The organism is Wolbachia endosymbiont of Armadillidium vulgare str. wVulC, from assembly GCF_001027565.1.
Classification (GTDB): Bacteria; Pseudomonadota; Alphaproteobacteria; order Rickettsiales; family Anaplasmataceae; genus Wolbachia.
The window spans coordinates 379,179-404,614 of sequence record NZ_ALWU01000010.1 but is presented as its reverse complement, the minus strand read 5'-3'; the positions used below and the strand labels follow the sequence as shown (position 1 = coordinate 404,614).

At 35.4% G+C, this 25,436-nt stretch carries 19 protein-coding genes, 1 tRNA gene and 1 pseudogene; 16 read left to right on the top strand and 5 right to left on the bottom strand.

Annotated features, from left to right (window positions below; translation table 11 throughout):
• Nucleotides 1-8: 8 nt before the first annotated feature.
• Both wVul_RS07465 and wVul_RS07460 read right to left on the bottom strand, forming a co-directional pair.
• Complete coding sequence (locus tag wVul_RS07465) at nt 9-3,512, bottom strand: ankyrin repeat domain-containing protein (protein WP_047759752.1); 3,504 nt, start codon at nt 3,510-3,512, stop codon at nt 9-11.
• Nucleotides 3,513-3,521: 9 nt separating this feature from the next.
• A complete protein-coding gene (locus tag wVul_RS07460; RefSeq protein ID WP_047759751.1) occupies nt 3,522-4,481 on the bottom strand; it encodes a hypothetical protein in 960 nt (319 codons plus the stop codon).
• A gap of 118 nt (nt 4,482-4,599) precedes the next feature.
• Between wVul_RS07460 and priA the strand changes: the two genes are divergently transcribed.
• The 14 genes from priA to wVul_RS07385 all read left to right on the top strand — a co-directional run bounded on the left by priA (nt 4,600) and on the right by wVul_RS07385 (nt 21,360).
• A complete protein-coding gene (priA, locus tag wVul_RS07455) occupies nt 4,600-6,993 on the top strand; it encodes a replication restart helicase PriA (RefSeq protein WP_047759750.1) in 2,394 nt (797 codons plus the stop codon).
• Between the two features lie 125 nt (nt 6,994-7,118).
• Nucleotides 7,119-7,925 (top strand): ankyrin repeat domain-containing protein, encoded by an 807-nt coding sequence (locus wVul_RS07450; protein WP_047759749.1) that lies wholly within the window; start codon nt 7,119-7,121, stop codon nt 7,923-7,925.
• Nucleotides 7,926-8,403: 478 nt separating this feature from the next.
• Nucleotides 8,404-9,837: an ankyrin repeat domain-containing protein gene (locus wVul_RS07445; RefSeq protein WP_047759851.1), complete on the top strand. Its 1,434-nt coding sequence runs from the start codon at nt 8,404-8,406 to the stop codon at nt 9,835-9,837.
• A 729-nt stretch (nt 9,838-10,566) separates the two neighbouring features.
• Nucleotides 10,567-11,217, top strand: a complete 651-nt coding sequence (locus wVul_RS07435) for a CADD family putative folate metabolism protein (protein WP_047759748.1) — start codon at nt 10,567-10,569, stop codon at nt 11,215-11,217.
• Nucleotides 11,218-11,239: 22 nt separating this feature from the next.
• Complete coding sequence (locus wVul_RS07430; RefSeq protein ID WP_047759747.1) at nt 11,240-11,626, top strand: dihydroneopterin aldolase; 387 nt, start codon at nt 11,240-11,242, stop codon at nt 11,624-11,626.
• Complete coding sequence (gene folP, locus wVul_RS07425) at nt 11,623-12,876, top strand: dihydropteroate synthase (RefSeq protein ID WP_047759746.1); 1,254 nt, start codon at nt 11,623-11,625, stop codon at nt 12,874-12,876. The genes wVul_RS07430 and folP overlap by 4 nt, the downstream gene beginning before the upstream one ends.
• Complete coding sequence (locus wVul_RS07420; protein WP_047759745.1) at nt 12,873-13,343, top strand: dihydrofolate reductase; 471 nt, start codon at nt 12,873-12,875, stop codon at nt 13,341-13,343. The genes folP and wVul_RS07420 overlap by 4 nt, the downstream gene beginning before the upstream one ends.
• A gap of 529 nt (nt 13,344-13,872) precedes the next feature.
• A complete protein-coding gene (locus wVul_RS07415; protein ID WP_047759744.1) occupies nt 13,873-14,514 on the top strand; it encodes a protocatechuate 3,4-dioxygenase in 642 nt (213 codons plus the stop codon).
• Nucleotides 14,515-14,610: 96 nt separating this feature from the next.
• Complete coding sequence (locus wVul_RS07410) at nt 14,611-16,113, top strand: leucyl aminopeptidase (protein ID WP_179943870.1); 1,503 nt, start codon at nt 14,611-14,613, stop codon at nt 16,111-16,113.
• A 238-nt stretch (nt 16,114-16,351) separates the two neighbouring features.
• Nucleotides 16,352-16,564 carry a hypothetical protein gene (locus tag wVul_RS07405; protein ID WP_017532424.1) on the top strand — a complete coding sequence of 71 codons (213 nt, stop codon included), beginning with the start codon at nt 16,352-16,354 and terminating at the stop codon, nt 16,562-16,564.
• 5 nt (nt 16,565-16,569) lie between these two features.
• Nucleotides 16,570-18,618: an NADH-quinone oxidoreductase subunit NuoG gene (nuoG, locus tag wVul_RS07400; protein WP_047759850.1), complete on the top strand. Its 2,049-nt coding sequence runs from the start codon at nt 16,570-16,572 to the stop codon at nt 18,616-18,618.
• The gene (gene nuoH / locus wVul_RS07395; RefSeq protein ID WP_047759742.1) at nt 18,602-19,627 is read left to right on the top strand and encodes an NADH-quinone oxidoreductase subunit NuoH; all 1,026 of its coding nucleotides are present in this window, start codon (nt 18,602-18,604) and stop codon (nt 19,625-19,627) included. The genes nuoG and nuoH overlap by 17 nt, the downstream gene beginning before the upstream one ends.
• Nucleotides 19,620-20,618 carry a porphobilinogen synthase gene (gene hemB / locus wVul_RS07390; protein ID WP_047759741.1) on the top strand — a complete coding sequence of 333 codons (999 nt, stop codon included), beginning with the start codon at nt 19,620-19,622 and terminating at the stop codon, nt 20,616-20,618. The genes nuoH and hemB overlap by 8 nt, the downstream gene beginning before the upstream one ends.
• Nucleotides 20,619-21,072: 454 nt before the next feature.
• A complete protein-coding gene (locus wVul_RS07385; RefSeq protein WP_047759740.1) occupies nt 21,073-21,360 on the top strand; it encodes a hypothetical protein in 288 nt (95 codons plus the stop codon).
• A 6-nt stretch (nt 21,361-21,366) separates the two neighbouring features.
• Here the strand turns inward: wVul_RS07385 and wVul_RS07380 are convergent, their stop codons facing one another.
• From wVul_RS07380 to cutA, 3 genes are all read right to left on the bottom strand, one after another.
• Nucleotides 21,367-21,729 (bottom strand): hypothetical protein, encoded by a 363-nt coding sequence (locus tag wVul_RS07380; protein WP_238580443.1) that lies wholly within the window; start codon nt 21,727-21,729, stop codon nt 21,367-21,369.
• A 201-nt stretch (nt 21,730-21,930) separates the two neighbouring features.
• Nucleotides 21,931-22,005, bottom strand: a tRNA-Gln gene (locus tag wVul_RS07375).
• The gene (cutA, locus tag wVul_RS09270) at nt 21,996-22,331 is read right to left on the bottom strand and encodes a divalent-cation tolerance protein CutA (protein ID WP_153295707.1); all 336 of its coding nucleotides are present in this window, start codon (nt 22,329-22,331) and stop codon (nt 21,996-21,998) included. The genes wVul_RS07375 and cutA overlap by 10 nt, the downstream gene beginning before the upstream one ends.
• 467 nt (nt 22,332-22,798) lie before the next feature.
• On the opposite strand from cutA, the gene wVul_RS07370 reads away from it, so the two are divergent.
• Both wVul_RS07370 and wVul_RS07365 read left to right on the top strand, forming a co-directional pair.
• The gene (locus wVul_RS07370) at nt 22,799-24,094 is read left to right on the top strand and encodes an ankyrin repeat domain-containing protein (protein WP_047759738.1); all 1,296 of its coding nucleotides are present in this window, start codon (nt 22,799-22,801) and stop codon (nt 24,092-24,094) included.
• 108 nt (nt 24,095-24,202) lie between these two features.
• Nucleotides 24,203-25,136, top strand: a pseudogene (locus wVul_RS07365) (alpha/beta hydrolase family protein).
• Nucleotides 25,137-25,436 lie beyond the last annotated feature (300 nt).

The window sequence follows — 25,436 nt, the reverse complement described above, 5'->3', positions numbered from 1 at the left end:
TTTTTATGTTACATAAACTCATCACTTTTATAGAACATCTCATTAAAATCATTCAAAACTCCAAAATCTTGATTTTTGATAAATAGATGATCATCTGCAATATAGGACTCAGCAAGAGTAAATGACTCGTCATAATGCTGTGATGCTGGCTTGACAATTCCATTATATAAAACCATTATTTGCTCGTAATTGTATCCACTACCATCATGATATTTGCCACGTATAGTATCATAAAAATTCCTTACATCATCATACGTCACTTGCAGCTCTACCTTATATTTCCCCATTTCAATAGGTTCACCCACTTTGATTTTTAAAGGATGTTGTGATTCTTCTTTCACATTATCTATAACAATTGTTTCCTCTTGCTTCTCTTCGTCTCCTCTTATCGATCTTTTACTCCTTTCTTCAATTACAGGTTGATCTGCCGGCATTTGATCTATATTGTTAGGTTCCTCTTCTTGCATAATAGTTTTTTTAAGATATTTAAGCATGTCCTCTCCAGTCTCTTCCCGAATTGCAGAATTCTTTGAAGGTTCTTGATAATAAAAACCGTCATCACCATGTTTTTTACTATCCGCTACATCTTTGTATAACTTTGCATCTTTTATACAAAATACAGCATGATCAAGCAATGTATCTCCTTCTTTATCCACAACATTAATATCAGCACCGTTTTTTACTAGGTACTTTACTGTATCTAATTGCCCATTCCTCACTGCATGAACCAACGGTGTCCAACCATCATTATCCTGCACGTTAATATTCGCACCTTTTTCAACTAAACGCTCTATCATCTCCTTATTTCCAAGATCAACAGCAAGGTGCAAAGGTGTTAAGCCGTAGCTATCCTGAACATCAATATCCGCATTGTGCTCTATGAGATATTTAACTACTTCCATATTTTTCATGTGCATGGCAAAATGTAGTGGAGATTTACCAGAGCTAATATCACGAGTGTCAATACCTACACCATGATCTATTAAGTACTTAGCAATTTCCGTGTGTTTTAGCTCGATTGCATAGTGCAGCAGCGTTTGAGCTGACGTGTTCTTGATACTAAGATCTGCACCATGCTCAACTAAACTCTTAACTATTTCCGCATGTCCTAGCTTAATAGCAGCAAGTAACGAAAAACCCTTACTATTAGGATCTGCATTATGATCTAACAGATACTTCACTATTTCTGCATTACCTGAATAAATAGCACTGTATAATGGTGCTTTGGAATAAGCATCTTGAATATTAGGGTTTGCACCACGATCTACTAAGTACTTAGCTATCTCTGTATTGCCAGATTCAATAGCATAGTGTAAAGGTGTCTTGTAATAGACATATTGAGTATTAGTTTTATGATAATAATTATCTCGAATATTAAGATTTGCGCCATTATCAATAAGATATTTTGCTACTTCCGTATTTCCTGACTGAATGGTGTAATGTAGTGGTGTTTGTCCATTATGGTCTCTTGTATCAATATATGCGTTGTGTTTTACAAGCGTTGCTACCTTGCTTAAATCTCCTAATGAAGCAGCAGAATGTAAACGTGTTGCACCTGTTACCTCGTTTATCTCATTCACATTTCCTATAGCATCTTCTTCTTTATCTTCGTCGATTGACCTTTTCTTTCTAGATTCGACTTTACTTTTCACTTTAACTTCTTCGTTTATAGATTGATCATTAGGTTCCTCTATTTTTAAGGGATGTTGTGCATCTGCAACACTGCTTGAAGCTTCCACTTCGTTGATAGAATTGTTATCCATATTTTCTATTACACTTCTCATAACAACTTCTTTTTGCTCATCTTTGTCTTCTTCTAGTAACCTTTTACTTCTTTCTTTTTCTTCACTAAAAGGTTGTTCAGCTTTATCCTCTTGCGTACTTGATACTCCGTGCTCATGCTTTAGACCACTCAACTCAGCCTTGACCCACTGTTTAAATTCTTGGTCATAGCCTTTTAGCTCAGCCAAAAAATCCTCAAATAATTTATTACCTTGAGACCTATTCGTACCAGATTTAGAAAGGCTCTTGAGCAAATTATCAATCATATCTGGGTGTTTATCTTCAAGAAATTTGATCACTTGTTCAGCGTCTGAATGATAATGTTCCCCTTTATCGTTCATAATATTATTGCGCAATATCTCATCTGGTTTGAGATCTTTATTTCTTATTGCAATCAAGGCCTCTTTATCTCCGTGATCATTGATATGCTGACCGTCTTCCAAGCTTGCTATATAGTTAGCAACTCCTTCATGCATAGCTTTAGGTAAAATGTCACCCGTACCGTAATAGGAATTAATGACAGTCAAAGCGTGTCCCAATTCGTGTTTTAAAGTTTTACACGAGTCATCGAATTGGTCTTGTAGATAAAAATAAACATGAGTTTCTGAGCCGCGACCTTGGAGCGTCAAACCGGAATTGCCTTTATAGTTAACGTTCAATTCCTTCAGATAGTTTTCGTAGTCACTTTTTGTGTTAAACACGAAAACGTTGACTTTATTTTGTATATTGTGCCAAGGCTGAGAATTATTAATGCCAAATGTCGAGTCAAAGTCTTTTATACTATTCTCGATGATGTCTTTTATATCACTTATTTTTTCCTGACTTAGTTCTTTATTATCATATTTTATGTTTATTTGAAGCTTGTGTTCGCTGTAAGTAATAACCTCATTATCTGGTACAAGATCTGCTACAATTTTATTGCCACTTTTTATATCCATCCACTGCTCAAATTCTTTTTCAATTTCTGAATTATTCAAAATATGCTTGAATTTTGATATCGCTTGTACTCCATTGAAGGACATTTCAGTCAGCAATTGCTTTATGAATTGAGGATGTTTTTCTTGTAGGAATGTTACCAAGCAATCTGACATTCTATAGTCGGTAGACATACTTGCTATTTTATACGGTGTATCATAACCAGATTCCTGCATTTTATTGTATGCTTCTTTTGTGTAGTGCATATCGCGAGTACTTTCTTTTTTAGCTGCATCATAGCTCCACATGAAAAGCTTCATACCGGTACGTAAAATTTCAGGTACTGCATTGAGGTCGCCAGTGGCGTACTCAAGAAATGCATCGCTCATTTTTTCCATTAAGATTTTAGATTTTGCACAAAGTAAGCCATTTACATCTCCAACAATGAAAGTCTTTGCTATCGTGCCGTCAGCTTCATGTGCTCTTACTGTTCCACCACCCCATAATTCACGATGGTCTTTACCACCTGAAAGTTCCTTTATATGAGCTTTATAATCATCATAATTTTTCAGCACATAAAGCTGCAATTTTACCGGACCAGCATGACTGCTTTTTTGTGAATAAAAATTTTCAGACCAAGCTCCATAAGCATCTTTTACAGTTTGTTTTATATACTCGGGTGTATAACTAGCTAGCCCCCCATATTTCACTTCTATCGTAAGCTGATCGTTTATTACTATACTTTCTTTATTTGGAAATAATTTTTTAATCAACGTTTGTGATTTATCATATCCAGAGTTTATTTTGAATTTCATATCCACCTCTTAAAAATTTTCACTATAAATAAGTCTTGAGCAAAACGTGTTAACTAGCCCTTGCCTGATTTTGCATAACTGCTTAGATAGTTGATCATCGCTGAAAAGCCGATTCTTAATATCGAGATATTTAGCACAGCTGCCAGCAGATATTGAGTAGAAACCGCTTTCAAGTTCAAGATAAGAACTGCTATTGAGAACGAAAAATAAATCGCTCTGGTCAAGCAGTATGTCATAACCAGAGCTCGTGCAATGTAAGTATTCATTGCCTTCATACTCTGCTATGTAGTACTTACTTGCATCAAGATCACCATCAAGCTGCAAAATTGCCGCTGAACGTCCATTTCCAATACCATGACCTTTTATTACTTTAAATATTTCAATCTCACCATTTTCTATGAGTTCTCTTAACTTTTCATTCTTTTGATTCAATTCTTTCTCTGCTTGTCTTTTTTCTTTTGCTAATTTTGTTTCTTTTTCAATAAATTTGTTTTGTATCTGCAAAAACATGTCTTGAATGGTTAAGCCATTTAGAAAGTGATCTAGCACACTTGATGCGAGTGATCGCAGTTCACCATTATCTTCAAAGCTCTTTTCCTGCTTTTTGTCATATTGATTTGGGTTATAGATTGCATAAAGAGGATAAAAACCACAATTCACCTCGTCGAATGATAACTCTATTGAAAATCCGTTGTGATCAAGTGGAAGTTTAGTAGCTAAATATCTACCATTATTATCTCTGACATATAGCTCATTTATACCGTAGTGCCCACCATATTTATTGTAATAAATATAAAAATTTTCAGGATTAAGATCAAAATAATCATCTAAATTGTTAAGCTTACCGAGCTTTTCACATAGAAAATTCTTGCTCTCATCTGTAAGTTTGATACGTGTAGAAAAGTAACATCGGTCTATTGGGTCACCTTTTTCTACTTCAAAGTCTAGGACTATTTTATCGCTAAACATACAGAATTTCCTCACATTTTCAATATTTATGATTATAAATCGTGTACTATGAAAAAAGCATTAAGGTGTATCTGATTTTTCTGATTCATTCGAAAATTACAAAATAGTTTAGGCTGCCATGACAAGAATAGTTGAGATATTACTACCACTTCCAATTGATCAGTTATTTTCATATGCAGTTGAGGAAGATACTGAAGTTTCAATTGGGGATTATGTGGTGGTGCCATTTGGTAGAAAGCGTTTGATTGGAATAGTTTGGAAATGTAGTGACAAGAGCGATCGAGAATTAAAATGCATTGAACAAAAGGTCGATTTACCGAGCATCAGACCAAAGTTGATCGAATTTGCAGAGTGGGTTGCGCAATATAATGTAATACCTATTGGTATGCTTGCAAAAGTGATAATGGGAGGAGTATTAAAGGTAAATCAGATAGATAAACTAGTTTATGCTGAGCAAAAGCAGGAAATAAGCAAAATAGACTACAAATTAAACTCTGAGCAGCAGATAGCTCGTGATAAAATAATAAGTAATTTGAATGAGTATTCAGTAACTTTACTTGACGGTGAAACCGGGTCTGGAAAAACGGAAGTTTATCTCTCTGTGATTACAGAATTGATTAAGAATTATAGTACATATGAACATTGTCTACCAAAAAGGTTTCACTCCGTGATGTTTCCCCTATGGTGTCATTCCAGTATTTCCTTCTCCTGTCATCCCAGTGTTTCTTTCTCCTGTCATTCCAGTGTCAGCTACTTGAATGACATCTTTGTATTTAAGGCAAAACCCACTGTAACACTTAGCATACTGCCTTTGCCACGTACTGGAATGACACCATTTGCTATGCAATTTACTTTCAAAAATAAACGTTATGTCATTCCAGCGTTCAATACACAACTAGACGAATGTTACAATATAAGAGTAATTTTTACCAAAAAGGATGTCATCCCAGTGCCCCGACACTGGGATCCAGAAAACTTAATTTCAAATCAGTACACTAAGCAGTTGTACGATAAAGACTGGATTCCAGTGTCAAGCACTGGAATGACACCAGAAGAGGGTAATGCACAAGTGCTAATCCTCCTGCCTGAAATTGTCCTAACTTCACAATTGGTAAATCGTGTTCGCAGTCAGACATCTGGCAATATAGCTCAGTGGCACTCAGGGCTCACTCCAAAAGCTCGTCGAAATAATTGGCTCAGTATCGCAAATGGAAGTGCGCAGATAATTATTGGGGCACGGTCAGCGCTTTTTTTACCTTATAAAAACCTAAAATTGATCATCGTTGATGAAGAGCATGACTCATCTTTTAAACAAGAACAGGGAGTTATATATAATGCCCGAGATATGGCAATTATCTTAGCAAAAATAGAAAACATTCCGATTGTTTTATCATCAGCTACTCCACTGCTTGAAACAATTTATCATGTTAAAAACGGAAATTACAATCATGTAAAATTGACTAAAAGATTCGGTGATGCAGAGTTGCCACACATAAAAGTAGTGAATAATAAACAATGGATTTCCAATGAGCTTTTCGAAGGCATAAAACAAACCATAGAGAAAAAACAGCAAGCTATGCTCTTTCTAAACCGCAGAGGGTATGCACAACTTGCAGTTTGTAAAAAATGTGGATATAAAATTTCCTGCTCAAATTGCGCTGTTTGGCTTACATACCACAAAAAGAAGAACGTCCTTTTGTGTCATCATTGCTCTTACCAGTCAAAACTTCCAGAAAAATGTTCTAATTGTCAAAGTGAGCAGTCATTGTTCCTTTATGGTGTGGGAATTGAAAGATTGCTTGAAGAAATAGTGAAACTAATACCAAATGCAAAGACTGCGATTATAAGCAGCGATCAGAAGTCGCTTGGTAACATCATTGACTCAGTGCTCAAGGAAGAGGTGAATATCATAATCGGTACACAAGTAATTGCTAAAGGGCATAATTTTCCTAAATTAACTTTGGTTGGAGTGATAAATGCAGATTTAGGCCTTGAAAATTCTGACCTTAGGGCAGCAGAAAAGACGTATCAATTATTGCATCAAGTTGCAGGAAGGTCAGGAAGGTTCAATGAGAAAGGAATGGTAATAGTGCAAACTAATAACCCTGAAAGCTTGATAATAAAAGCATTGCAGCAGCAAAAAAGGGATTTGTTTTATGAAATTGAACTTGAGTCAAGGCGCAAAGCTAAAATGCCACCATTTAGTAGGCTAATAGCGCTTATAGTTTGCGGTAAGGATCAATTTGCAACGCAGAAAGCAGCAAGTGAGATAACAAGCTTTTTGCATAATCAGTATTCAGCTACTTCCCAGCGCTTGATGCCGGAAGAATTTGAAATTTTTGGCCCATCGCCAGCAGCAATAAATTTCTTAAATAATAAATATCGGTATAGAGTGTTACTCAAAATACACAATAAACATAGTCTATCTATAAAGAGGAAGCTGAAATATTGCTGTAATTTGAGTTCAAATATTGCAGTAACAATAGATGTTGATCCTGTGAGTTTTTTTTGATGGATTTTCGGAATTTATTTGACATTTGTAGGGATTGCTAATAAATTATATTAACTTTTTAATTAAAAATTTGACTTTTAGTAGAATTTATTATATTGTTAATATAATTAGAACAAGGAGATGGTATGACTACTTTAGTTAAAATCATTAATAATCAAGAAAAGAAATTTACAGAAAAAATTAAAGAGTTGCAAGAGTATCTTACTGATGATAGAGAAATTGTGATTAACAAGACGTTATTCACAGAGGCTATTGTCAATAGAGTCCCTGTAAATGGAGATCCTATCAATAGGCAAGGAGATATAGTATACCCTATTTTGCACCACTGTATTAAATTCGATAATGCAAGGTCTGAAAAAGGAGATATATTACCGTTTCAAAACGTAATGAATATTTTAGATGAAGCGGTGCATAAATTTATTACTCCTGAGTATTTCTATGGATTGATAAATTTTCAAGGTCAAAGTGGAAATACGTTATTACACCAAGCTGTTATAAGTAATAACACTGAAGCAATAGAAGCCCTTTTGAAATATGGTGCAAATCCTTTGATGAAGGATAGAAATAGGAAAATTCCATTAGATTTAGCTGAAGGAAAAACAAGAGAAGTACTCATTAAATGTATGAAAGACCAAGCTAAATCGAAAAAAGAAAGTGCTAAATATGATAGTTTATTTTTCATTATGCCTGTCGTTTATCTTGGTATTGGACTCGGTTTTGGTGGTGCTTCAATACCTTCAATGACATTATGTGCAATAGCAGTATCTGCTCTCATTGCTGGAATAGCACTTGGAGTGGCTATGTATTTCCTAAGTCAGGACTATAAACAGGCCACATCGATAGAAAGCGTTGTTGCTACTAATTCTTACTTGTATTCTGCTGAGCATGAAAAGATTGCAGATAATGGAGCAGCACTAAGAACTCAACAATAACTGTGAGTTTCTTTTAACTATCCATTTGAAATCTGATTAAAATTTTGAGAAAATGTAGCTATAAAAACCGCAGGTACCAGTTGGTTTTTATTAGCTAAAGTAAAGGTCAAGTATCTGGAATTCTGAACATAAAATCCCCCTGTATAAAAAAAGATTAGAAAAAATGCAGTGCACATACGACAGAAATTAAGCACACTTACATGCTCTGAAGAATACATTTTTTGATGAGTTTAATAAAAAAGTCTGCAGACGGAGATAGATTTTTGAGCTCAATAAATATCTCTAGTTGTAATTATAATCAGATTTAAAATATGCGGAAGTAATTTTTTTGCTATAAAATCTTCTAAAAGTTTTACACAAAAGTTAGTGTCGTAAGTATTTTTATCAAAAACTATTTTAAGAAAATCTTAAATGGGGTTGAAAAATTTTAAAGATGGGGTATTCTGCTTGGCATGTAACTCTCGTGAAAAAAAAAAATATGAAAGGTCAAATAAACGCTGCAGCAAATTTTCAAGTAGAAGACTTTGAGTTTGAAAATGCTACAGAAATTGGTGACTTTAACTCCTTAGCTAGAGATAACAATTATTCAACACCTCTAGGCATAGCAAATTCCTTGAATACAAAGCTAGAAAATAGTGCTCAGGCTAAAGATCAAAAGAATGAGATGCCTTTTTCCAGTAGAAGAAGTAGCTCGCATACTTTAAAACTTTCTCCTAGTGGAAATGCTAAGGTTAATGTTCAAGATAAAACACCTTCTGCCGTTCGAGGTAAACCAGGTATAGCTGGACTGTTTAAAGGTAGGAATAGTGTGAATATAACTCCTAGTGCAAAAATTCCATACAAAGTGCAACGTAGCTCTGCAATTGATTACAGTGCTGTAGAAAGTATAGGGTCACGGCTATTAAATATCTGTAAAGGAGAAGAAGAAGGTATCTATTTTGACCAAGAGATTAATTTTCTACATACAAACGCTTGTTTGTATGATGTCTTATTGTTGCAAGATGAGAAAAATCAGGACACACCTTTACATGTATCTGTTAAAAAAAATCGTATTAGCTTTGTAGAAAAACTTTTATGTCTTCTTAAAGAACCATATCTTTCGAATACATTCTATAAGTGCAAGTATTTTGAACGTAATCAAGAGAATGAAAAGCCGCTTTCTAAAATTATCAATGCTAAGAATAAAGATGGAAAAGATGTAATTACTCTGGCTATTGAGGGTAATAATTCAGAATGTCTTTCAGCTCTTTTCGACTACTTAACTCGTGAAAATATTAACAGAAGGAAAGATGTTGAAAGTGAGTACACACCTCTACACGAAGCTGTGCTTCTTCGCAAGAATGAAGCAATCAAAAAGCTTCTAAAATCAAGGGATATAGATACTGAACTTATGGATAAGGAATCTTATAAAGCATATAATTATGCTAATGACAAAGAGGCAATAGAATTGTTTATTGAGCACTATAGTAGTAAAATTAGTAAGTTGCGTACAAGATTAGAAGATAACAATAAAAAATTAGTGCGAGTTAAGTCTGTCCTGAGCAGAACAAAATTTATTTGTGTATGCTTAGCAGCTTTTGGCTCTTGTTTTAGAATGTATAGAAATTCTCATGACATAATAAGTGAAGAAGTGAGCAAAGATATGTTATATTATTCTCTTGCATTGCTCTCCAACACTACAGGTCTAATATTATTTTTTAATTATTTGATCGATACAATACTTTCCAAGTATGAAGAAAAAAATTCTAGTTTGAATAAAGAATCAGACAGTTATGTAGAAGAAAGAAATATATTGGAAAATAGATTGCATTATTTTCAAGAAAGCACATTTTGCGATACTAGGGCAACTACGCAAATGTTTGAGATAACTTCAGTTATACCTGAAGCAGAATTAAGTTGCAGTAGATTGTGATTACATTTTTCTAGAACAAAATTTCAGGACCACCCTCTTACATAAGTTTTTTTGTGTTGTTACAGTGCGCAGCATCGCAATTGTTAGTGTCTGTAAAATTCCATTATATTGTAAAAAAATTACTTCCGCATATTTTGAATCTAATTATAATTAGAGATATTTTAAGAGCTCAAATTTATCTGCAGACTTTTTAATCAAACTCATTAAAAATGTATTCTTCAGAGCATGTAAGTGTGCTTAATTTCTGTCGTATGTACGTTGCCAAATCTTTTTTATACAGGGGGATTTTATGTCCAGAGTTCCAGATACTTGACCTTTACTTTATAGGCGCCTGTGGTTTTTATAAAGAAAGTTTAGAAAAAAATAAGGTTCTAGTAGCAAGTTATCTTAGTGAAGGTATTAAAATTTTTCTTTACCTCTAAATCCGTTAGTTTTTGAGTTATATTCTGACTCATTGAATAATCCTTTACATCACTAAAACACTGTTTCTTTTTCTTTATTTCTTTCTTACCATTCTCTTTATGTATCACTTCTGTTTTTATCTTTGGTTGTTTCTCTTGATTGAGCAATCCCTTCTTTTCGATCTGTGAATTCTAAAAAGAGTGAAATTAGCTCAGGAATTATGCTCACTTGATGAGCACAATTCTGTAATCGGAGATAAGGTGGTGAGAAATGTCTCTTGACATCTGGTGAACCTAAGCGTAGCCTGAAATAGTTTTTTGTTTATTTATGACATTTGTTCAATCACTTAATAATCAATTAGATAGTTTACACTTATTAAAACATCCGTTTTACCAGTCATGGAATGAAGGTAGCTTAAGCATGCAGGCTTTACAAACCTATGCTAAGGAATATTATCACCATGTTGCTGCTTTTCCTCGTTATATCAGCGGTATACATTCTTTATGTTCAAGTCTAAAGATGCGGCAAGTTTTACTTGGTAATTTAATAGAGGAAGAACAAGGTGATGAGAATCACCCAGAATTATGGCAGCGTTTTGCTGAAGGGCTGGGAGTAGCAAGGCCTAATCTTTTTGAAGATGTACAGGTTAAGGAGACGCAAGAATTAGTTGATGGTTATTTTGACATTGTAAGATCAGGTTTTGCAGAAGGTCTTGGAGCTTTGTATGCTTACGAACGTCAAACTCCGGAAATTTCTAAGTCTAAAATCGAAGGCCTGAAAAAACACTATTCAATAAACGACGAACGTTCTCTCAAATTTTTTACCGTTCATATGGAAGCTGATGAGTGGCATTCTGAAGAATGTGCAAACCTTATTGCAGATTTAAGCGAAGAAGAGCAAGAGAAAGTCATGCAAGGTGCTAAAAAAGGAGCAAAACTCTTATGGGGTTTTCTTGACGGCATTAACGTTTGTCATTAATTATAAGTAGATACTAAATTCAGTGGTAGTATGTAATTTTCTTATATCTGATCTGCGGCTTTGGGTTCATTTAGGATGTAGCGCAGAAGAGAAGTTTTCTCCCCAATTGGTGAGTATTGATGTTGGTTTCACTTTTAAATCTCCTCCTTTAGGGCTTACAACTGATCAACTTAAAGATACTATTTGCTATTTGGAGGTAGTGCAGAACATTCAATCTCTCGTTCAGAGCAAGCAATTTAATTTAATCGAACATTTAACTCATGATATATACAGGGTGATTAACGACCTTTTGATGCAAAAAGAGCATATTATTTCTTCTGTCAGGGTAACTACTCACAAAACTGCACCACCAGTTCCTGGTGTACATGGGGGCGTTTTTTTTACTTACTGTAATGAATTGCAAGAATGATCTATATTTCTATTGGCTCAAACATAGGGAATCGCCTTTCCCATTTACAAAAGGCTACTGAGTTACTGAAGGAGCGCTATTTAAAAGACTTAAAGTCTTCGATCATTCTAGAAACTAAGGCTATTTTACCAAATGGTGCTCCACCTGATTGGGACAAGCCATTTCTCAACATGATTGTCTATGGAAGTTGTTCTTCTTCTCCTGAGGAGCTATTAAAAGGCTTAAAACAAATCGAATGTGACATTGGCCGTTCACAAGTCTATGAAAAATGGGCACCTCGCGTTATTGATTTGGATATTTTGTTATGGGGTGACTTAACGCTCGACACACCTGACCTTAAAATTCCTCACCCAGAATTGGTAAATAGACCATTTTTGCTCCACTTGATGGCAATAGTTAACAAAACATTTGCTTCTAATGTTCAAAACTGTTTTTCAAAAAGTTTTACGCTCTCACCAAAGCTTATGGGTATTGTCAACATTACCCCTGATTCATTTTCAGATGGTGGTCTTTATTATGATGCAGATCGAGCAACCAAGCAGGCATTGCAACTGGTATCAGATGGTGCAAGCATAGTTGATCTTGGGGCTCAATCAACAAGACCTGGAGCTTCAATACAGACGCCAGAGAAAGAGTATGCACGTCTAAAGCCAGTACTTGATAATCTTAGTGATTATATGAAAGCTGGTGATATTAAAGTCAGCATTGATAGTTTTTGGCCAGACGTTATTTTAAACGTTTTGAAGCACTACAACATTGCCTGGGTAAACGATCAGAAGGGAGATCTGAATGATCATACTCTAAAAGCAATTGCTAGCAGTGGATGTAGTATCGTTATTATGCATTCACTCTCCATACCACCACATAAGGACAACATTATTCCACATGACACTGACTCAATTGATATCATGAATAATTGGGCAGAGAAGAACATTAACAGACTACTAGGCCTGGGTTTTGATGAAAATTCAATAATTATTGACCCCGGTATTGGTTTTGGCAAATCTATGTATCAGAATATTCAGATTTTACGCAGTATAGAAACGTTACAAAATTTTGGCTGCAAGGTTTTAGTTGGCCATTCCAGAAAGTCATTTATTTCTTCTTTTTCCACAGAACCTGCCTCTAATAGAGATTTAGAAACAATTGCTACATCAGCTATACTACAAAATAAGGTTGATTTCCTTCGAGTGCATAATGTGCGTGATCACATGCGATTTTTTGTAGCCCAAACTGTCTTACAGGAATGAAGATTATTGGAATTATGGCTGTTGACCCTCATGGGGTAATTGGAATAAATAATGATTTGCCTTGGCATTATCCAAGTGAGTTCAAACATTTTTGTCAAGTGACTGACAAACAAATTATTGTGATGGGAAGAAAGACATTTGAAACTATACCTAAAAGCATATTAAAGAATCGTACACCTATTGTTTTCTCTCGTAACAAGTGTTTTAATAGAGGCCCAAAATGTACTGTCGTTTCTTCTATGCAAGAGTTTCTGTTGATTAAAAGTAGTTCTCAAATTTTTGTGATTGGTGGAGCGCAGATAGTACATCTTTTTTTAGAGCATAACCTAATCTCAGAATTTATTATGACTGAAATTCATAAAACTTATAAAGGTGATACGTATTTCAATTTAACACTCCTTGATGGATGGAATAAAACTATTCTTACCAAAACACAAGATTATACTATATGCAAATTATTGAAGTAATTTATCGTATTGAAAGCATTTTGCATAACTGGAATTCGAAGAGTTCCAGCGCGTGACCAGATTTTCTTATTGGATCCCAGACTGGGATGACATCTCTTTACGGATAATGTTCGTACAGCTGTGTGTCAAGCACTGGAATGACACCTATCTTGGGCTCTTTTAGCCATAAATATTAAGGAATTTACCAAATAAAAAAAAGGCAAAAGAAACCCCGTGTTAGCTAGTTGTCACTCTCTAATCCTGCAAATTGGCGTACTATACTGTCTTAAACGACTTATAAGCGCGTTTCAGCTTATATAGGTAAAAACCCAGAAATGTTGTGAAGACATAAGGTGCACATAGTGCAAAAAATTAAAAATAAGACGCCAACTACGTTGTTTTCTTGCTGTTTAATCTGCACAAATGAAGATAACTGAATACCTTCAGTTTCATGGTAAGGGGGCTGGAGAGGTTTGTCAAGTAAGTTTTTTGTTTCTATTCCCAATAAAAGTTTGTTATATGGTTATGCAAGAAGTCTATTATAAATGAAATGAATGTGAAAAATATCTTATTAGCGCTTTTAGTACAAACGGTATTCAGTTTGCCGCTATTTGCAGCTGATCCTGTTTTGCTCAACTGCATTGAAACTCCAGAAATATATGACCTTGATGCAAGGCCAAAAAATTTTAGCTCTTCAAACAATTTAAGAAGGAAACCTGGTTCTCCAAATAGTGCAACAGGAGAATTAATACACATAGTGGGTAGAATTACTGATATAAACTGTTTACCAATACAAAATGCTGTAGTTTCTATATGGCACGCGAATTCACGCGGCGTGAACCATTACGATAAGAATATAGAGGATGATCCGAATTTTGCTGGATCAGGAAGGTTTGTAGTGAATAATCTTGGCTATTATAATTTTATTACGATAGCACCTGGTAAAATTGGTGATAGAGCTCCACATATTAACTTTCTAGTTCAACATCCAGATTTTCCAGAATTCACAACGCAAATGTTTTTTGCTGACCATAATTGCGATAATTGTGCTGATCCTGTTCTTGAAGATTTTGTTAGTAACGGGCTTGCAAGCCTTCTCATAACACCATTTACTTACAGTGATCAGGTCATAAAAACCTATATGTTTAACATTACCTTGGGCGGATATAATAAGTTCTCTAATAAAAGATAAAAACCCTTGCATGTAAGGGAGTCCATAGTAAACTTGAGTGTTATTGTACTTAGGATGTATATGAAAAATATCTTACTGATGTTTTTGCTATGTTTTATGTACAGTTTACAATTATTTGCAACGGAGATGCCAGCAATGAAAATAACAATTTCTAAAATTTCGCCCAATTTTAAAACAATAGTAATGGGTTTATTTGAGGATAACGAAACCGTAAATGATGGCGGGGTTTTGCAAGGAAAACAGATCATAGATAATATAAAGCAATTTAGCGATTTCAATGGAAGTTTTGGTGAATTTTTCTCTATTACTTTGCCAGAAGAAAAAAATGTCATAGTTATTGGACTTGGGAAGAAGGATGAATGGAATGAAAATAAAGAATTAAATATTGGTGGTAAAATATATTGTGAGCTAAGCAGATTAAAAATTAAGAAAGCAGCGGTTTTAATCGAAGGTAGTGTAGCAAATGTTGCATATGGTGCATTTCTGCGTAGTTTTAAGTTTGATAAGTATAAAACTAAAAAGGATGAGAAAACTACAGAGGTAGAGGAGATTACCGTATTAGTAAAAGATGAGCAATTAAGTAATGCTGAAAGATCATTTGAGCACTTAAGACAAGAAGGTGAGAGTATATTCCTCGCGCGCTTTTTTATAACAGAGCCTCCTAACATTCTATATCCAGAATCTTATGCTGATCATATAAAAAAAGAACTTACTAAGCTTGGCCTTGAAATCGAAGTGCTTGATAAAAAGCAGATGGAAAAGAAAAAAATGGGAGCCTTGCTTGGAGTCGCACAAGGAAGTAGTAAAGAACCAAAATTAGTAGTGATAAAATGGAATGGGGCTGCTAAAGAACAAAAGCCAATTGCTTTTGTTGGTAAAGGTATAACGTTTGACACTGGTGGAGTATCACTCAAACCTTCACGTGGTATGGAGTCGATGAAATATGACATGGCAGGCTCTGCTACTGTGGTTGGGGTGATGAATGCTTTAGCAGGACGAAAAGCAAAAGTAAATGCGATCGGTGTGGTTGCACTTGCAGAAAATGCAGTGGGTGGTAATGCTCAAAGACCAAGTGATGTAGTAACTTCAATGTCTGGACAGACAATAGAAGTGTTGAACACCGATGCAGAAGGAAGGCTCATACTTGCAGATGCTTTATGGTATACACAAGACAGATTCTCACCAAAATTTATGATTGATCTTGCAACTTTAACTGGTGCTATAGTGGTTGCACTTGGAAATAACGAATATGCTGGTCTTTTTTCAAATAATGATGAATTAGCAAACCGTCTAATCGATTCAGGAAATGAAGTAAATGAGAAGTTATGGCGTTTTCCTATGAATGAAACTTATGACAAAATTATTGATTCACCGATTGCTGATGTTCAAAACATCGCTCCTGCAGGCTCTGGTGGAGATAGCATAATGGCTGCACAGTTTTTACAGCGTTTTGTGAATGAAACTTGCTGGGCACATTTAGATATCGCAGGCACTGCTTGGCACGAAAAAGGTACTGACATTTGTCCAAGAGGAGCAGTAGGTTTTGGTGTAAGGTTACTTAATAAGTTGGTTAAAAAGTACTACGAAGCCAATGATTAAAGGTCTTTATACTGGATTTATGGCTTGGCTACATGAACGTTTATTTTCGAGGCGCAGCAAATGAAAGTAGCTGATACATATTTCTTTTTTTCTGGTCAAGCACTGGAATGATATCAAGGGGTAACTTTTTATTTAAACAATAATTACAATAAGAGATCTATTGAAATTTTAAAGTTATTAAATATTGACGCTATATACTTAAGTGTTAAAATAAAATGAGAAGTTTTTAGGAGTTTATATGGCAGCAGGTGGGAAAGCAAAGACAGCTAGTAAAAATAACCCTACTCAGCGTAAGAAAGCCGAGCAAAAAATGTATAAAGATAAACCGGTAAAACCTGTTAGATATATAGATCGTGACTCGCGCATGAATTATATGTCTGCTCAATATGACAACGGCAATCTGGTTGAAGATGAGATAAGCGGCAATCCTATAAAGTGGGAAGCTGTATAATAGTTGTGGTTAAAGTTACTATTAATTCTAAGGAATGTGAAGTAGAGTATGGGCTCACTATAATTCAAGCTTGTGAAGTCGTGGGCGTTGAAATTCCACGTTTTTGTTATCATGAGCGTTTAGCAATTGCTGGTAACTGCAGAATGTGTTTGGTTGAAGTCGAGGGTGGACCTCCAAAACCAGTAGCCTCTTGTGCAATGCCAGTTACAGAAGGGATGGTTATTCACACTGATACCCCTAAGGTTAAAAAAGCACGTGAAGGTGTGCTTGAGTTTTTGCTAATTAACCACCCGCTTGATTGCCCAATTTGCGATCAAGGTGGTGAATGCGATTTGCAAGATATCACGATGACTTATGGGAAAGGAAACAGCAGACTTGATGAGCATAAGAGGGCTGTGCAAAAAAAACACTTCGGACCACTGATTGAGACTGCGATGAATCGATGCATTCATTGCACTCGGTGTGTTAGATTTTTGTCTGATATTGCAGGTACAAATGAACTTGGAGGAATCGGAAGGGGAGAAAATGTAGAGATTAGCACTTACATAAAAAGGCATATTAGTTCTGAATTATCTGGAAATATCATAGATCTCTGCCCGGTAGGGGCTTTAACTTCAAAGCCTTACTCCTTTACAGCGCGTCCATGGGAGCTATCACATTGTGAGACTATAGATGTGCTAGATGCTGTGGGAAGTAGCATTAGAGTTGATTATCGTGGCCTGGAAGTTATGCGAATATTACCAAGGCTGAGCGAAGAGGTAAACGAAGAATGGATATCAGATAAAACCCGCTTTGCCTACGATGGACTAAAAGTTCAGCGTCTTGATCGACCTTATGTAAAAAAAGATGGTAAATTAGCCCCAGTTGATTGGAATGAAGCATTAACTATTGCTGCAAAGAAATTAAAGAATACAAAATCAAATAAAATAGCTGCAATTGCAGGTGATTTAGCAGATTGTGAGTCTATGCTTCTACTCAAAGAAGTGATGCAGAAGCTCGGCTCGGGGAATATAGACTGCAGGCAAGATGGTGCAAAGCTTATACCAAGTAATCGTGGGTCATATGTGTTCAATACCACTATTGAAGGTATAGAAAATGCAGATTTGTGCCTGCTTATAAATACAAATCCAAGGATAGAAGCACCAATCATTAATGCAAGATTGAGAAAGAGATATTTACAAAGTGGCTTCACTATTGCAAGTGTTGGTCCTAATATTGAATATCTATATAATGTTGAAAGATTAGGTGATGACCCAAACATTCTAAACGAAATAGCAGAGGGAAATCATAAATTCTGTGAGTTACTGAGTGCGGCTCAGAATCCTATGCTAATTATCGGTCAAGATGCGTTGATAAGAGACGATTCTGAATCAGTTCTAGTTCTAGCTGGCAAAATTGCAGAAAAATTTAACATGGTCAGGGATGACTGGAATGGCTTTAATGTGCTGCATAAAGCTGCAGCAAGAGTTGGTGGGCTAGATATTGGGTTTGTTCCTAAAAAAGGTGAAAGGGATATTAATCAAATATTGCAATATGCAGAAAGTGGTGAAATAGAAGTTGTCTATCTTCTTGGTGCAGATGAAATTGATATATCAAAATTAGAAAATACATTCGTAATTTATCAAGGTCATCATGGTGATAAGGGTGCACATGTAGCAGATGTTATCTTGCCTGGTGCTGCATATACAGAAAAATGTGCAACTTATGTAAACACTGAAGGTCGAGTGCAAAGAACAAATTTAGCTGTCTTTCCTCCTGGTGAAGCAAAGGAAGATTGGTTGATTATTAAAAATTTATCCCAATATTTGGGCCTTTCCTTATTATACGATAGTTTATTTTATGTGAGGAAGAAATTAGACGCTATTGGCCCACAATTTAGAAATGCTGACCAAGTAGTAAAAAATAAATGGGTATCAATTGCCTGTGATGAGATCAAATTAAGCAATATCCCTTTCACTCTAAAAAATTGTAATTTTTATATGACGGATTCAATAAGTCGCGCTTCAAAAATAATGGCAGATTGTACTAAAGCTTTTTATGAACACGCTAGTTAATATTTTATTTATTTTAGTACCGCTACTACTTTCAGTTGCATATTTGACATACTTTGAGCGTAAGGTCCTTGCTGCAATTCAACTGAGGCACGGTCCAAGTGTAGTTGGACCTTTTGGGCTATTGCAGCCATTTGCAGATGCTATTAAGCTACTGATTAAAGAGCCGATAATACCATTTAGAGCGAGCACCATACTGTTCATTATGGCTCCAATGCTTACCTTTATCTTGGCATTAATTGCCTGGGCAGTTATACCGTTTGGTGCTGAAGTAATTGTAGAAAATGGCCAACAAGTAGTGATTCCTAAGGTTATAGCAAATATTAATGTTGGAGTGCTTTATGTGCTAGCTATATCGTCGCTGGGAGTATACGGCGTAATTATTGCAGGCTGGTCAAGCAACTCCAATTATGCATTCCTTGGCGCTATACGGTCGGCTGCTCAGATGATTTCATATGAAGTTTCAATAGGCTTAATAGTTGCTACAGTTATTGTTACAACTGGTACGTTGAACCTTGGAGAGATGGTGGTAGCGAAACACAATATGCCATTTTGGGTTGATTTACTACTAATGCCTATAGGAATAATATTTTTTATTTCTTTGCTTGCAGAAACTAATCGTCACCCATTTGATTTACCAGAAGCTGAAGCAGAGCTTGTCTCTGGATATAACGTTGAATATTCATCCATGCCTTTTGCCCTCTTTTTTCTTGGAGAATATGCAAATATGATTCTAGCAAGTGCTATGATGACGATATTCTTTCTAGGAGGATGGTATCCGCCGCTGGAGTTCAGTTTACTTTACAAAATTCCAGGTTTAATTTGGTTCGTTTTGAAGATAGTTATACTTTTATTCATATTTATTTGGATTAGAGCAACAATACCTCGTTATCGATATGATCAGCTAATGCGCCTTGGTTGGAAAGTATTTCTACCAATATCAGTGTTTTGGGTGATACTCATTTCAGGGGTGTTGCTCTTTACTGGGAATTTGCCAGAATCCAATGTTTAATTTTCCAAATACAAGATTAAGACGCAGGCGCTCGAGCAAATGGGTTCGCAATTTAACAGGTGAAAATAGTTTATCAGTAAATGATCTGGTTCTTCCTCTGTTTGTTCACGACAGAGAAGAAACAACTGAACCAATTTCTGGCTTACCAGGCATAAAGTGTTATTCAATAGATGAATTAGTGTCTATAGTTAAGGAAGCTAAAGATTTAGGAATTAATGCTGTTGCAATTTTTCCTGTAGTTGATAGTAAACTAAAATCTGAAAACGCTGAGGGAGCATATAATTCTGACAACTTAATCTGCAAAGCAATTTGTGCTGTAAAATTAAAGGTACCTGAAATTGGTATTATTGCAGATGTTGCATTGGATCCATACACTATTCACGGCCATGACGGCATTTTAAAAGGCAATCAGGTGGATGTAGAAAATGATGAAACTGTATCAGTATTGTGTAAGCAAGCGCTTGCTCTAGCGAAAGCAGGATGTGATATAGTTGCTCCTTCTGATATGATGGATGGTAGAATAGGAAGAATCAGAAAATCATTAGATGATAACAACTTTCAAGACTTATTAATATTATCTTATGCGGTGAAATATTGCTCTAGCTTCTATGCTCCATTCAGGCAAGTCGTTGGTTCATGCGGGCTATCACATTCTATAGACAAAAGTGGTTATCAAATGGATTATAAAAATGCACACGAAGCAATGTGCGAAATTGAAATGGATATAAATGAAGGTGCAGATTTTGTTATGATTAAACCAGGTATGCCATATTTGGATATTATTAAAACAGCAAGTGATAAGTTTAATTTTCCGATTTTTGCTTACCAAGTAAGCGGTGAGTACGCAATGATAAAAGCTGCTGCAAATAATGGCTGGCTAGATTATGAAAAGGTGATTTATGAATCTTTGATTGGTTTTAAACGTGCGGGTGCAAGTGCAATATTCACTTACGCTGCACTTGATGTTGCAAAAAATTTGGTATCTGCTTAGCAGTGTGGGACATTTAAATAGGCAGTTGGCTGAAGCTACTTGACAAACCTCGCTATTTTCCTTACCATGAAAGTGAAGCTATATTATTTAACTTTCCAGTCTGTGCAGATTAAAATGACAAGAAGACTTGTATTTGGCGTACTATTTTTGCACTATGTGCATACTATGTCTTTATAAAAATTTTGGGTTTTTCCCTACACAAGCTGAAAAACGCTGTTTAAGACATCACCCAACGTCAAATTTTAAAATAAAGAGTGAGCTACTCCGGGGATTCTTTGCCTTTTTTTAATTAGTAGATTTATTAAATATTTATAGCTCACATGAAACAATAAATGGCGTCATCCAGATTTGACACTGACTGTCATAAAGGCTTGCATGACACTCGTTTCAGCAGACAACGTTCGCACAAAATTCCCTATTTCAAATCTTAATTTTCAACTTAAAGAGGTACATAATGTCAAATAACTTCAATTTTAAAGAATTTTTTCACCATTGCGAAGCAAATAGTACTTTAGATGATATACAACGGTACTGTATACTGTGGCAATCAGTGATAGCACAGGCAATGGCTGATGCAGCAAGTAACTGTAAAAAAACAGAAAGCTTGGTAGAGAAAAGTAAAGCAATTTCCTGGCTATCAGACTTTAGTCAAGATTTTGTTGAAACATGTATACTGGCTGACTGTGATCCGTTATACGTAAAAAATAAAATACAGCCAATTTTAAAAGGCCTTACTAGATAAACCTTTTTAATGAGGTTTACCCCTTTCACCAAAAAAAATATCATGTAATCTTTTGTCTATAGCTTCCTCTATATCTTTGATTAATATCTGCTTTATCATGTTCACTTTCTGTTCCGCCTCTTGAAAATTATTGTTACCATAATTGTTCTTATTACTATAACCATAACTACTGCCATTTGGTTTACTACTCTTTTTTCTTCTTGTGCTGAGTATCTGAACTATCTTTTTTTTGAAAAAAGACTTCCAGCCTGTGCTAAGAAATAATTTGTAGAGAAAATGCGGAATAAGGAACGCTACTAATATTCTAATAGAAACTCCATAACCCAAATCACCTCTATTTTCATAATACCATTTTAAATATTGATACAAATGGTAAAATGCATTTTTGAAAGAGCTAAATTCTACAGCATACCAAAAGCCATTGGTGAGAAACATGAGCATAATGCTGGATGTATAAAGATACATCGTGAAAAGAAATAGCTTTACAACTATATCTTTCAAGCTGCCCAGTATGTAATTTAACAACCTTAATTTATAAAAAAGTGATATCATTTCACACACACTTCAATATGGCTGGGGTGGAAGGATTCGAACCTTCGCGTGGCGGTATCAAAAACCGCTGCCTTACCACTTGGCTACACCCCAATATTGTTTATATCAATAACATTATTAACCCAATTAGTAAAAGATTTACTCGCTTTTCCTACGGGTATTACCGCAATAGCTGGTTGATCATAAGAATGCATTGCTTCGATTTTTTCTACAATCTCATCAGTTTGATCATTCCTGCTTTTCATAATTGCCGCTACCTCACAACTACTATTAATTTTACCTTCCCATAGATACAGAGAATTTACTTCAGGAAATATATTTACACATACAATTAACTTCTCGTTTAACAATTCTTCAGAAATAATCTGAGCCTCTTTCAAGTTTGAAAAAGTTATATAGACTAAAACTAAATTGCTCATTAAACGCCACATAAATGCACTTTCATTATACTCCACTTAGATTTATTCATCAAGAGAAAATAGAAGAGACTTCTCCAGTGCTTGACACATAGCTGTACAGAAATTGAAGATGTTATCCGAGTAGCTGACACACAGCTGTACGAAAATTATCCGTAAGGAAATGTCATCCGAGTGTTTCCTTCTGCTGTCATTCCAGTGCTTGACACTGGAATCCAGCCTTTCTTACCAACAAAAACTTAGCATAACTTTCGTACTCAAAAAATTCCTGAATTCCAGCGTCGCGCGCTGGAATGACATCTTCAATCTCCTTACATCTCTCTGGAATGACACCAACTGATTTTCTTTTTAATTCCAGTTATGCAAGAAATCCAATGTTTTGGTGAGATTACGAAAAGCCAGTGTCAAGCACTGGCGTGACATCTTCTTGAATCAAAATGTTCGTACAGCTGTGTGCTTGACAATAGAATTTGGCGAGTATAAAAGTAGCTAATAAAGCAGCTCTTGATGAAATTACGTTAGAAAGAGCTGCAGCTAGTTTGTTGCGAGGAGGCATTATGAATAGAGATCAGCAAAAAAAAGCCATAGCTTTAGGAATGAGATTTTATTGGAAGACAATATTTACATATATTAAGCAAGGCGACAAGGAAAGTGCAAAAAGACTTGCAGAGCGTTGTATAAAGGAAAATAAATGGGAATCTAAAGAAGTTTATGGTTACTTGCTAGCTTTAGCTGCTGAGCAAGGAGAAGTTGACATTGCCGAATTTTTTAAAGATCAAGGTGCAAACCTTGATTGTGAAGTCTGTCATGGAAGGACACCACTCTGGCTTGCTATGCAATATCGACACAATCAAATGGTTAAAGCTTTAAAAGAGTGGGGAGCACGAAAGGACACTCATGATATTTTTGGTTCCCCTTCTAGAAGTCATTATACTCCTTTTCCTTTCTCTGCTTGGACAAAAAGCACCAGTCCAAAGAAACAGATGAAGAATAAGGTGGAATTATATTTGCAGGATATATTTTCATACATTAAACAGGGTGATAGAGAAAGTGCAGAGAGAATGATAGAAAATCTTATAAGTAGAAATAAGTGGGAGTCTAAAAAAGAGGAAATATATGGCTGCTTATTGTTTATTGCTGTCACTCAAGGTGAGATTCAAGTTGCTGAATTCTGTAAAAATCACGGAGCAGATCTTGATTATGTAAGTTATGATGGAAGAACATCGTTGTGGCTTGCTAGAGTAAATGGAAAAAATCAAATGGTTGAAGCTCTTGAAAAATGGGGCGCACGTGGAGACACTGATGAGTATTGTGGTAAATCTTCCTCTGATTTAACAAAGCCAGATTATCGTAAAATAGAAGGTTTTTGTCATAATATACTCTCTGAGTGCTTTAAGACAGGTTTAAGCAAAGAAAATTTAGCAAGGACAGTAGAGGATTTTGTGCAAAACAAAGGGTACTGTATTAAGAAAACATACGGAGAACTTCTCTTGTGTTCTATTGTTGGACGTGATATCAAAATTGCTGAGTTTTGCAAAGACAATGGAACAGATCTTAATTATAAAGGCCATTCTGGAAAAACACCATTAGAGGTAGCTGAGAAATTAAAATATTGTGAAATGGTTGAAATTCTTAGAGAATGGGGAGCACGTAAAGACAATAAGTTTTGGAGTAAGTTGCCTTCTTCGAGTTTAAAAGACCCTAGTTGTAGTGAACAAGAAAAACAAAGAGGATGTACGAAGAAAACTTCATGCAACTTGATGTAAGTAGATCTTGCAAGCATTTTAAGATTGTCATTTCGCTAGTTAATGTAAAAAAAGCTTGGCGAAATTTTAATAATAGTATATAATTGATAGTGTTCTATAAAAAGGATGATGCCCAATACTAAAGGAAACGAAATACATCTTATATTCTTTCATGGATTAGGAGACTATTATAAAAATGCAACTGCATTCTGTGAAAGGGAATTTGAGCGCATGTGCCTCCACGATAAACCTAATTTTCACATTCATGCACACAAATACCCTGCTGCATTTCAAAATTATAGAACTTATGTCTTAGCCAGCTTCGTATGTTTAGGAACGTCCATATTGCTACCTGCTGTAATACTGCTTACCAAATCGAATAACAGCTAGAACAGCCGGGTTGGCAGTCTTAGCAGCTTTAGCTTGTGTTTTTTTATCTATATTGCTACTCATGATTCCGTTTCTAAATAGGAATCAAAACTTATCTAAGTCTTCAATAGAGCAAATTAGTCAACTGACAGATAAAGGTGTAAAACCCGAAAATATTATACTTTTCGGTCATTCTTTTGGAGGAGCAATTGCATCGGAAGTGTTAAGGCATTTTGCGGATAGAGATATTAAACTTGGAGGCATTGTTTTTACTAGCACCTTTAGTTCTTTTCATACAGCAATAAAGCATTTTTCAATACCTCAGACGAAGATTTTGAGTATACTGCCTTCATTTCTATTAAAAGGAATACTAAAGGCCCTCAATTTAGAATTTGACATAGTAGATAATTTGCGAAAGTCACAAAATGAGAAAATGCCAATAGTAATTATTAACCACATGGAAGACGAATTAATACCACTTTCTGCACAGTTGGCAATTGCGATGTTAGATGATGAGAAAATGCCTAACTACATAGAAGACGAATTAACAGTAATTGCGATAAGAGGTAGTCGATATCTGATTAAGATTTATGGTGATCTGGGGGGTTCTCATAATGACATTTTGGGTAGTGCCAAACTTACTAGAGAATTAAAAGAAGTGGTACTTAGTAAAGTTACGTCTAGAACGCGTTAACTTTTCTGCCGTTTTTTTTTGCTAAGGTTACATTTCATCTTTATTACGTATTAGATTACATGTATCTGTTCAGGGAATTTGCTAATGTGAAAGCCAGTACTTCCTTTCTTGTCATTTTAGCTTCCATAAGGAGAGTAGACCGGCGGAACTTCCCCACCAGTCTCTTGCAGAACTGTACGGAAACCTCTCGGTTTATACAGCTCCCATTATTTAGCCTTTTGATCCTAACCCAAGTGTCCAATGATAGAAAATATTTGGAGACCTCTTTCTCACTTTTCCTAGAAATTGCTTTGCTAGCCT

Coding starts and splice junctions, on each gene's coding strand:
- wVul_RS07445 (WP_047759851.1), top strand. CDS start 8,404: ATGAAAGGTCAAATAAACGCTGCAGCAAATTTTCAAGTAGAAGACTTT.
- wVul_RS07460 (WP_047759751.1), bottom strand. CDS start 4,481: ATGTTTAGCGATAAAATAGTCCTAGACTTTGAAGTAGAAAAAGGTGAC.
- wVul_RS07385 (WP_047759740.1), top strand. CDS start 21,073: ATGTCAAATAACTTCAATTTTAAAGAATTTTTTCACCATTGCGAAGCA.
- wVul_RS07465 (WP_047759752.1), bottom strand. CDS start 3,512: ATGAAATTCAAAATAAACTCTGGATATGATAAATCACAAACGTTGATT.
- wVul_RS07410 (WP_179943870.1), top strand. CDS start 14,611: ATGTACAGTTTACAATTATTTGCAACGGAGATGCCAGCAATGAAAATA.
- wVul_RS07435 (WP_047759748.1), top strand. CDS start 10,567: ATGACATTTGTTCAATCACTTAATAATCAATTAGATAGTTTACACTTA.
- wVul_RS07405 (WP_017532424.1), top strand. CDS start 16,352: ATGGCAGCAGGTGGGAAAGCAAAGACAGCTAGTAAAAATAACCCTACT.
- priA (WP_047759750.1), top strand. CDS start 4,600: ATGACAAGAATAGTTGAGATATTACTACCACTTCCAATTGATCAGTTA.
- cutA (WP_153295707.1), bottom strand. CDS start 22,331: ATGAGCAATTTAGTTTTAGTCTATATAACTTTTTCAAACTTGAAAGAG.
- wVul_RS07450 (WP_047759749.1), top strand. CDS start 7,119: ATGACTACTTTAGTTAAAATCATTAATAATCAAGAAAAGAAATTTACA.
- nuoH (WP_047759742.1), top strand. CDS start 18,602: ATGAACACGCTAGTTAATATTTTATTTATTTTAGTACCGCTACTACTT.
- wVul_RS07415 (WP_047759744.1), top strand. CDS start 13,873: ATGAATGTGAAAAATATCTTATTAGCGCTTTTAGTACAAACGGTATTC.
- wVul_RS07420 (WP_047759745.1), top strand. CDS start 12,873: ATGAAGATTATTGGAATTATGGCTGTTGACCCTCATGGGGTAATTGGA.
- folP (WP_047759746.1), top strand. CDS start 11,623: ATGATCTATATTTCTATTGGCTCAAACATAGGGAATCGCCTTTCCCAT.
- hemB (WP_047759741.1), top strand. CDS start 19,620: ATGTTTAATTTTCCAAATACAAGATTAAGACGCAGGCGCTCGAGCAAA.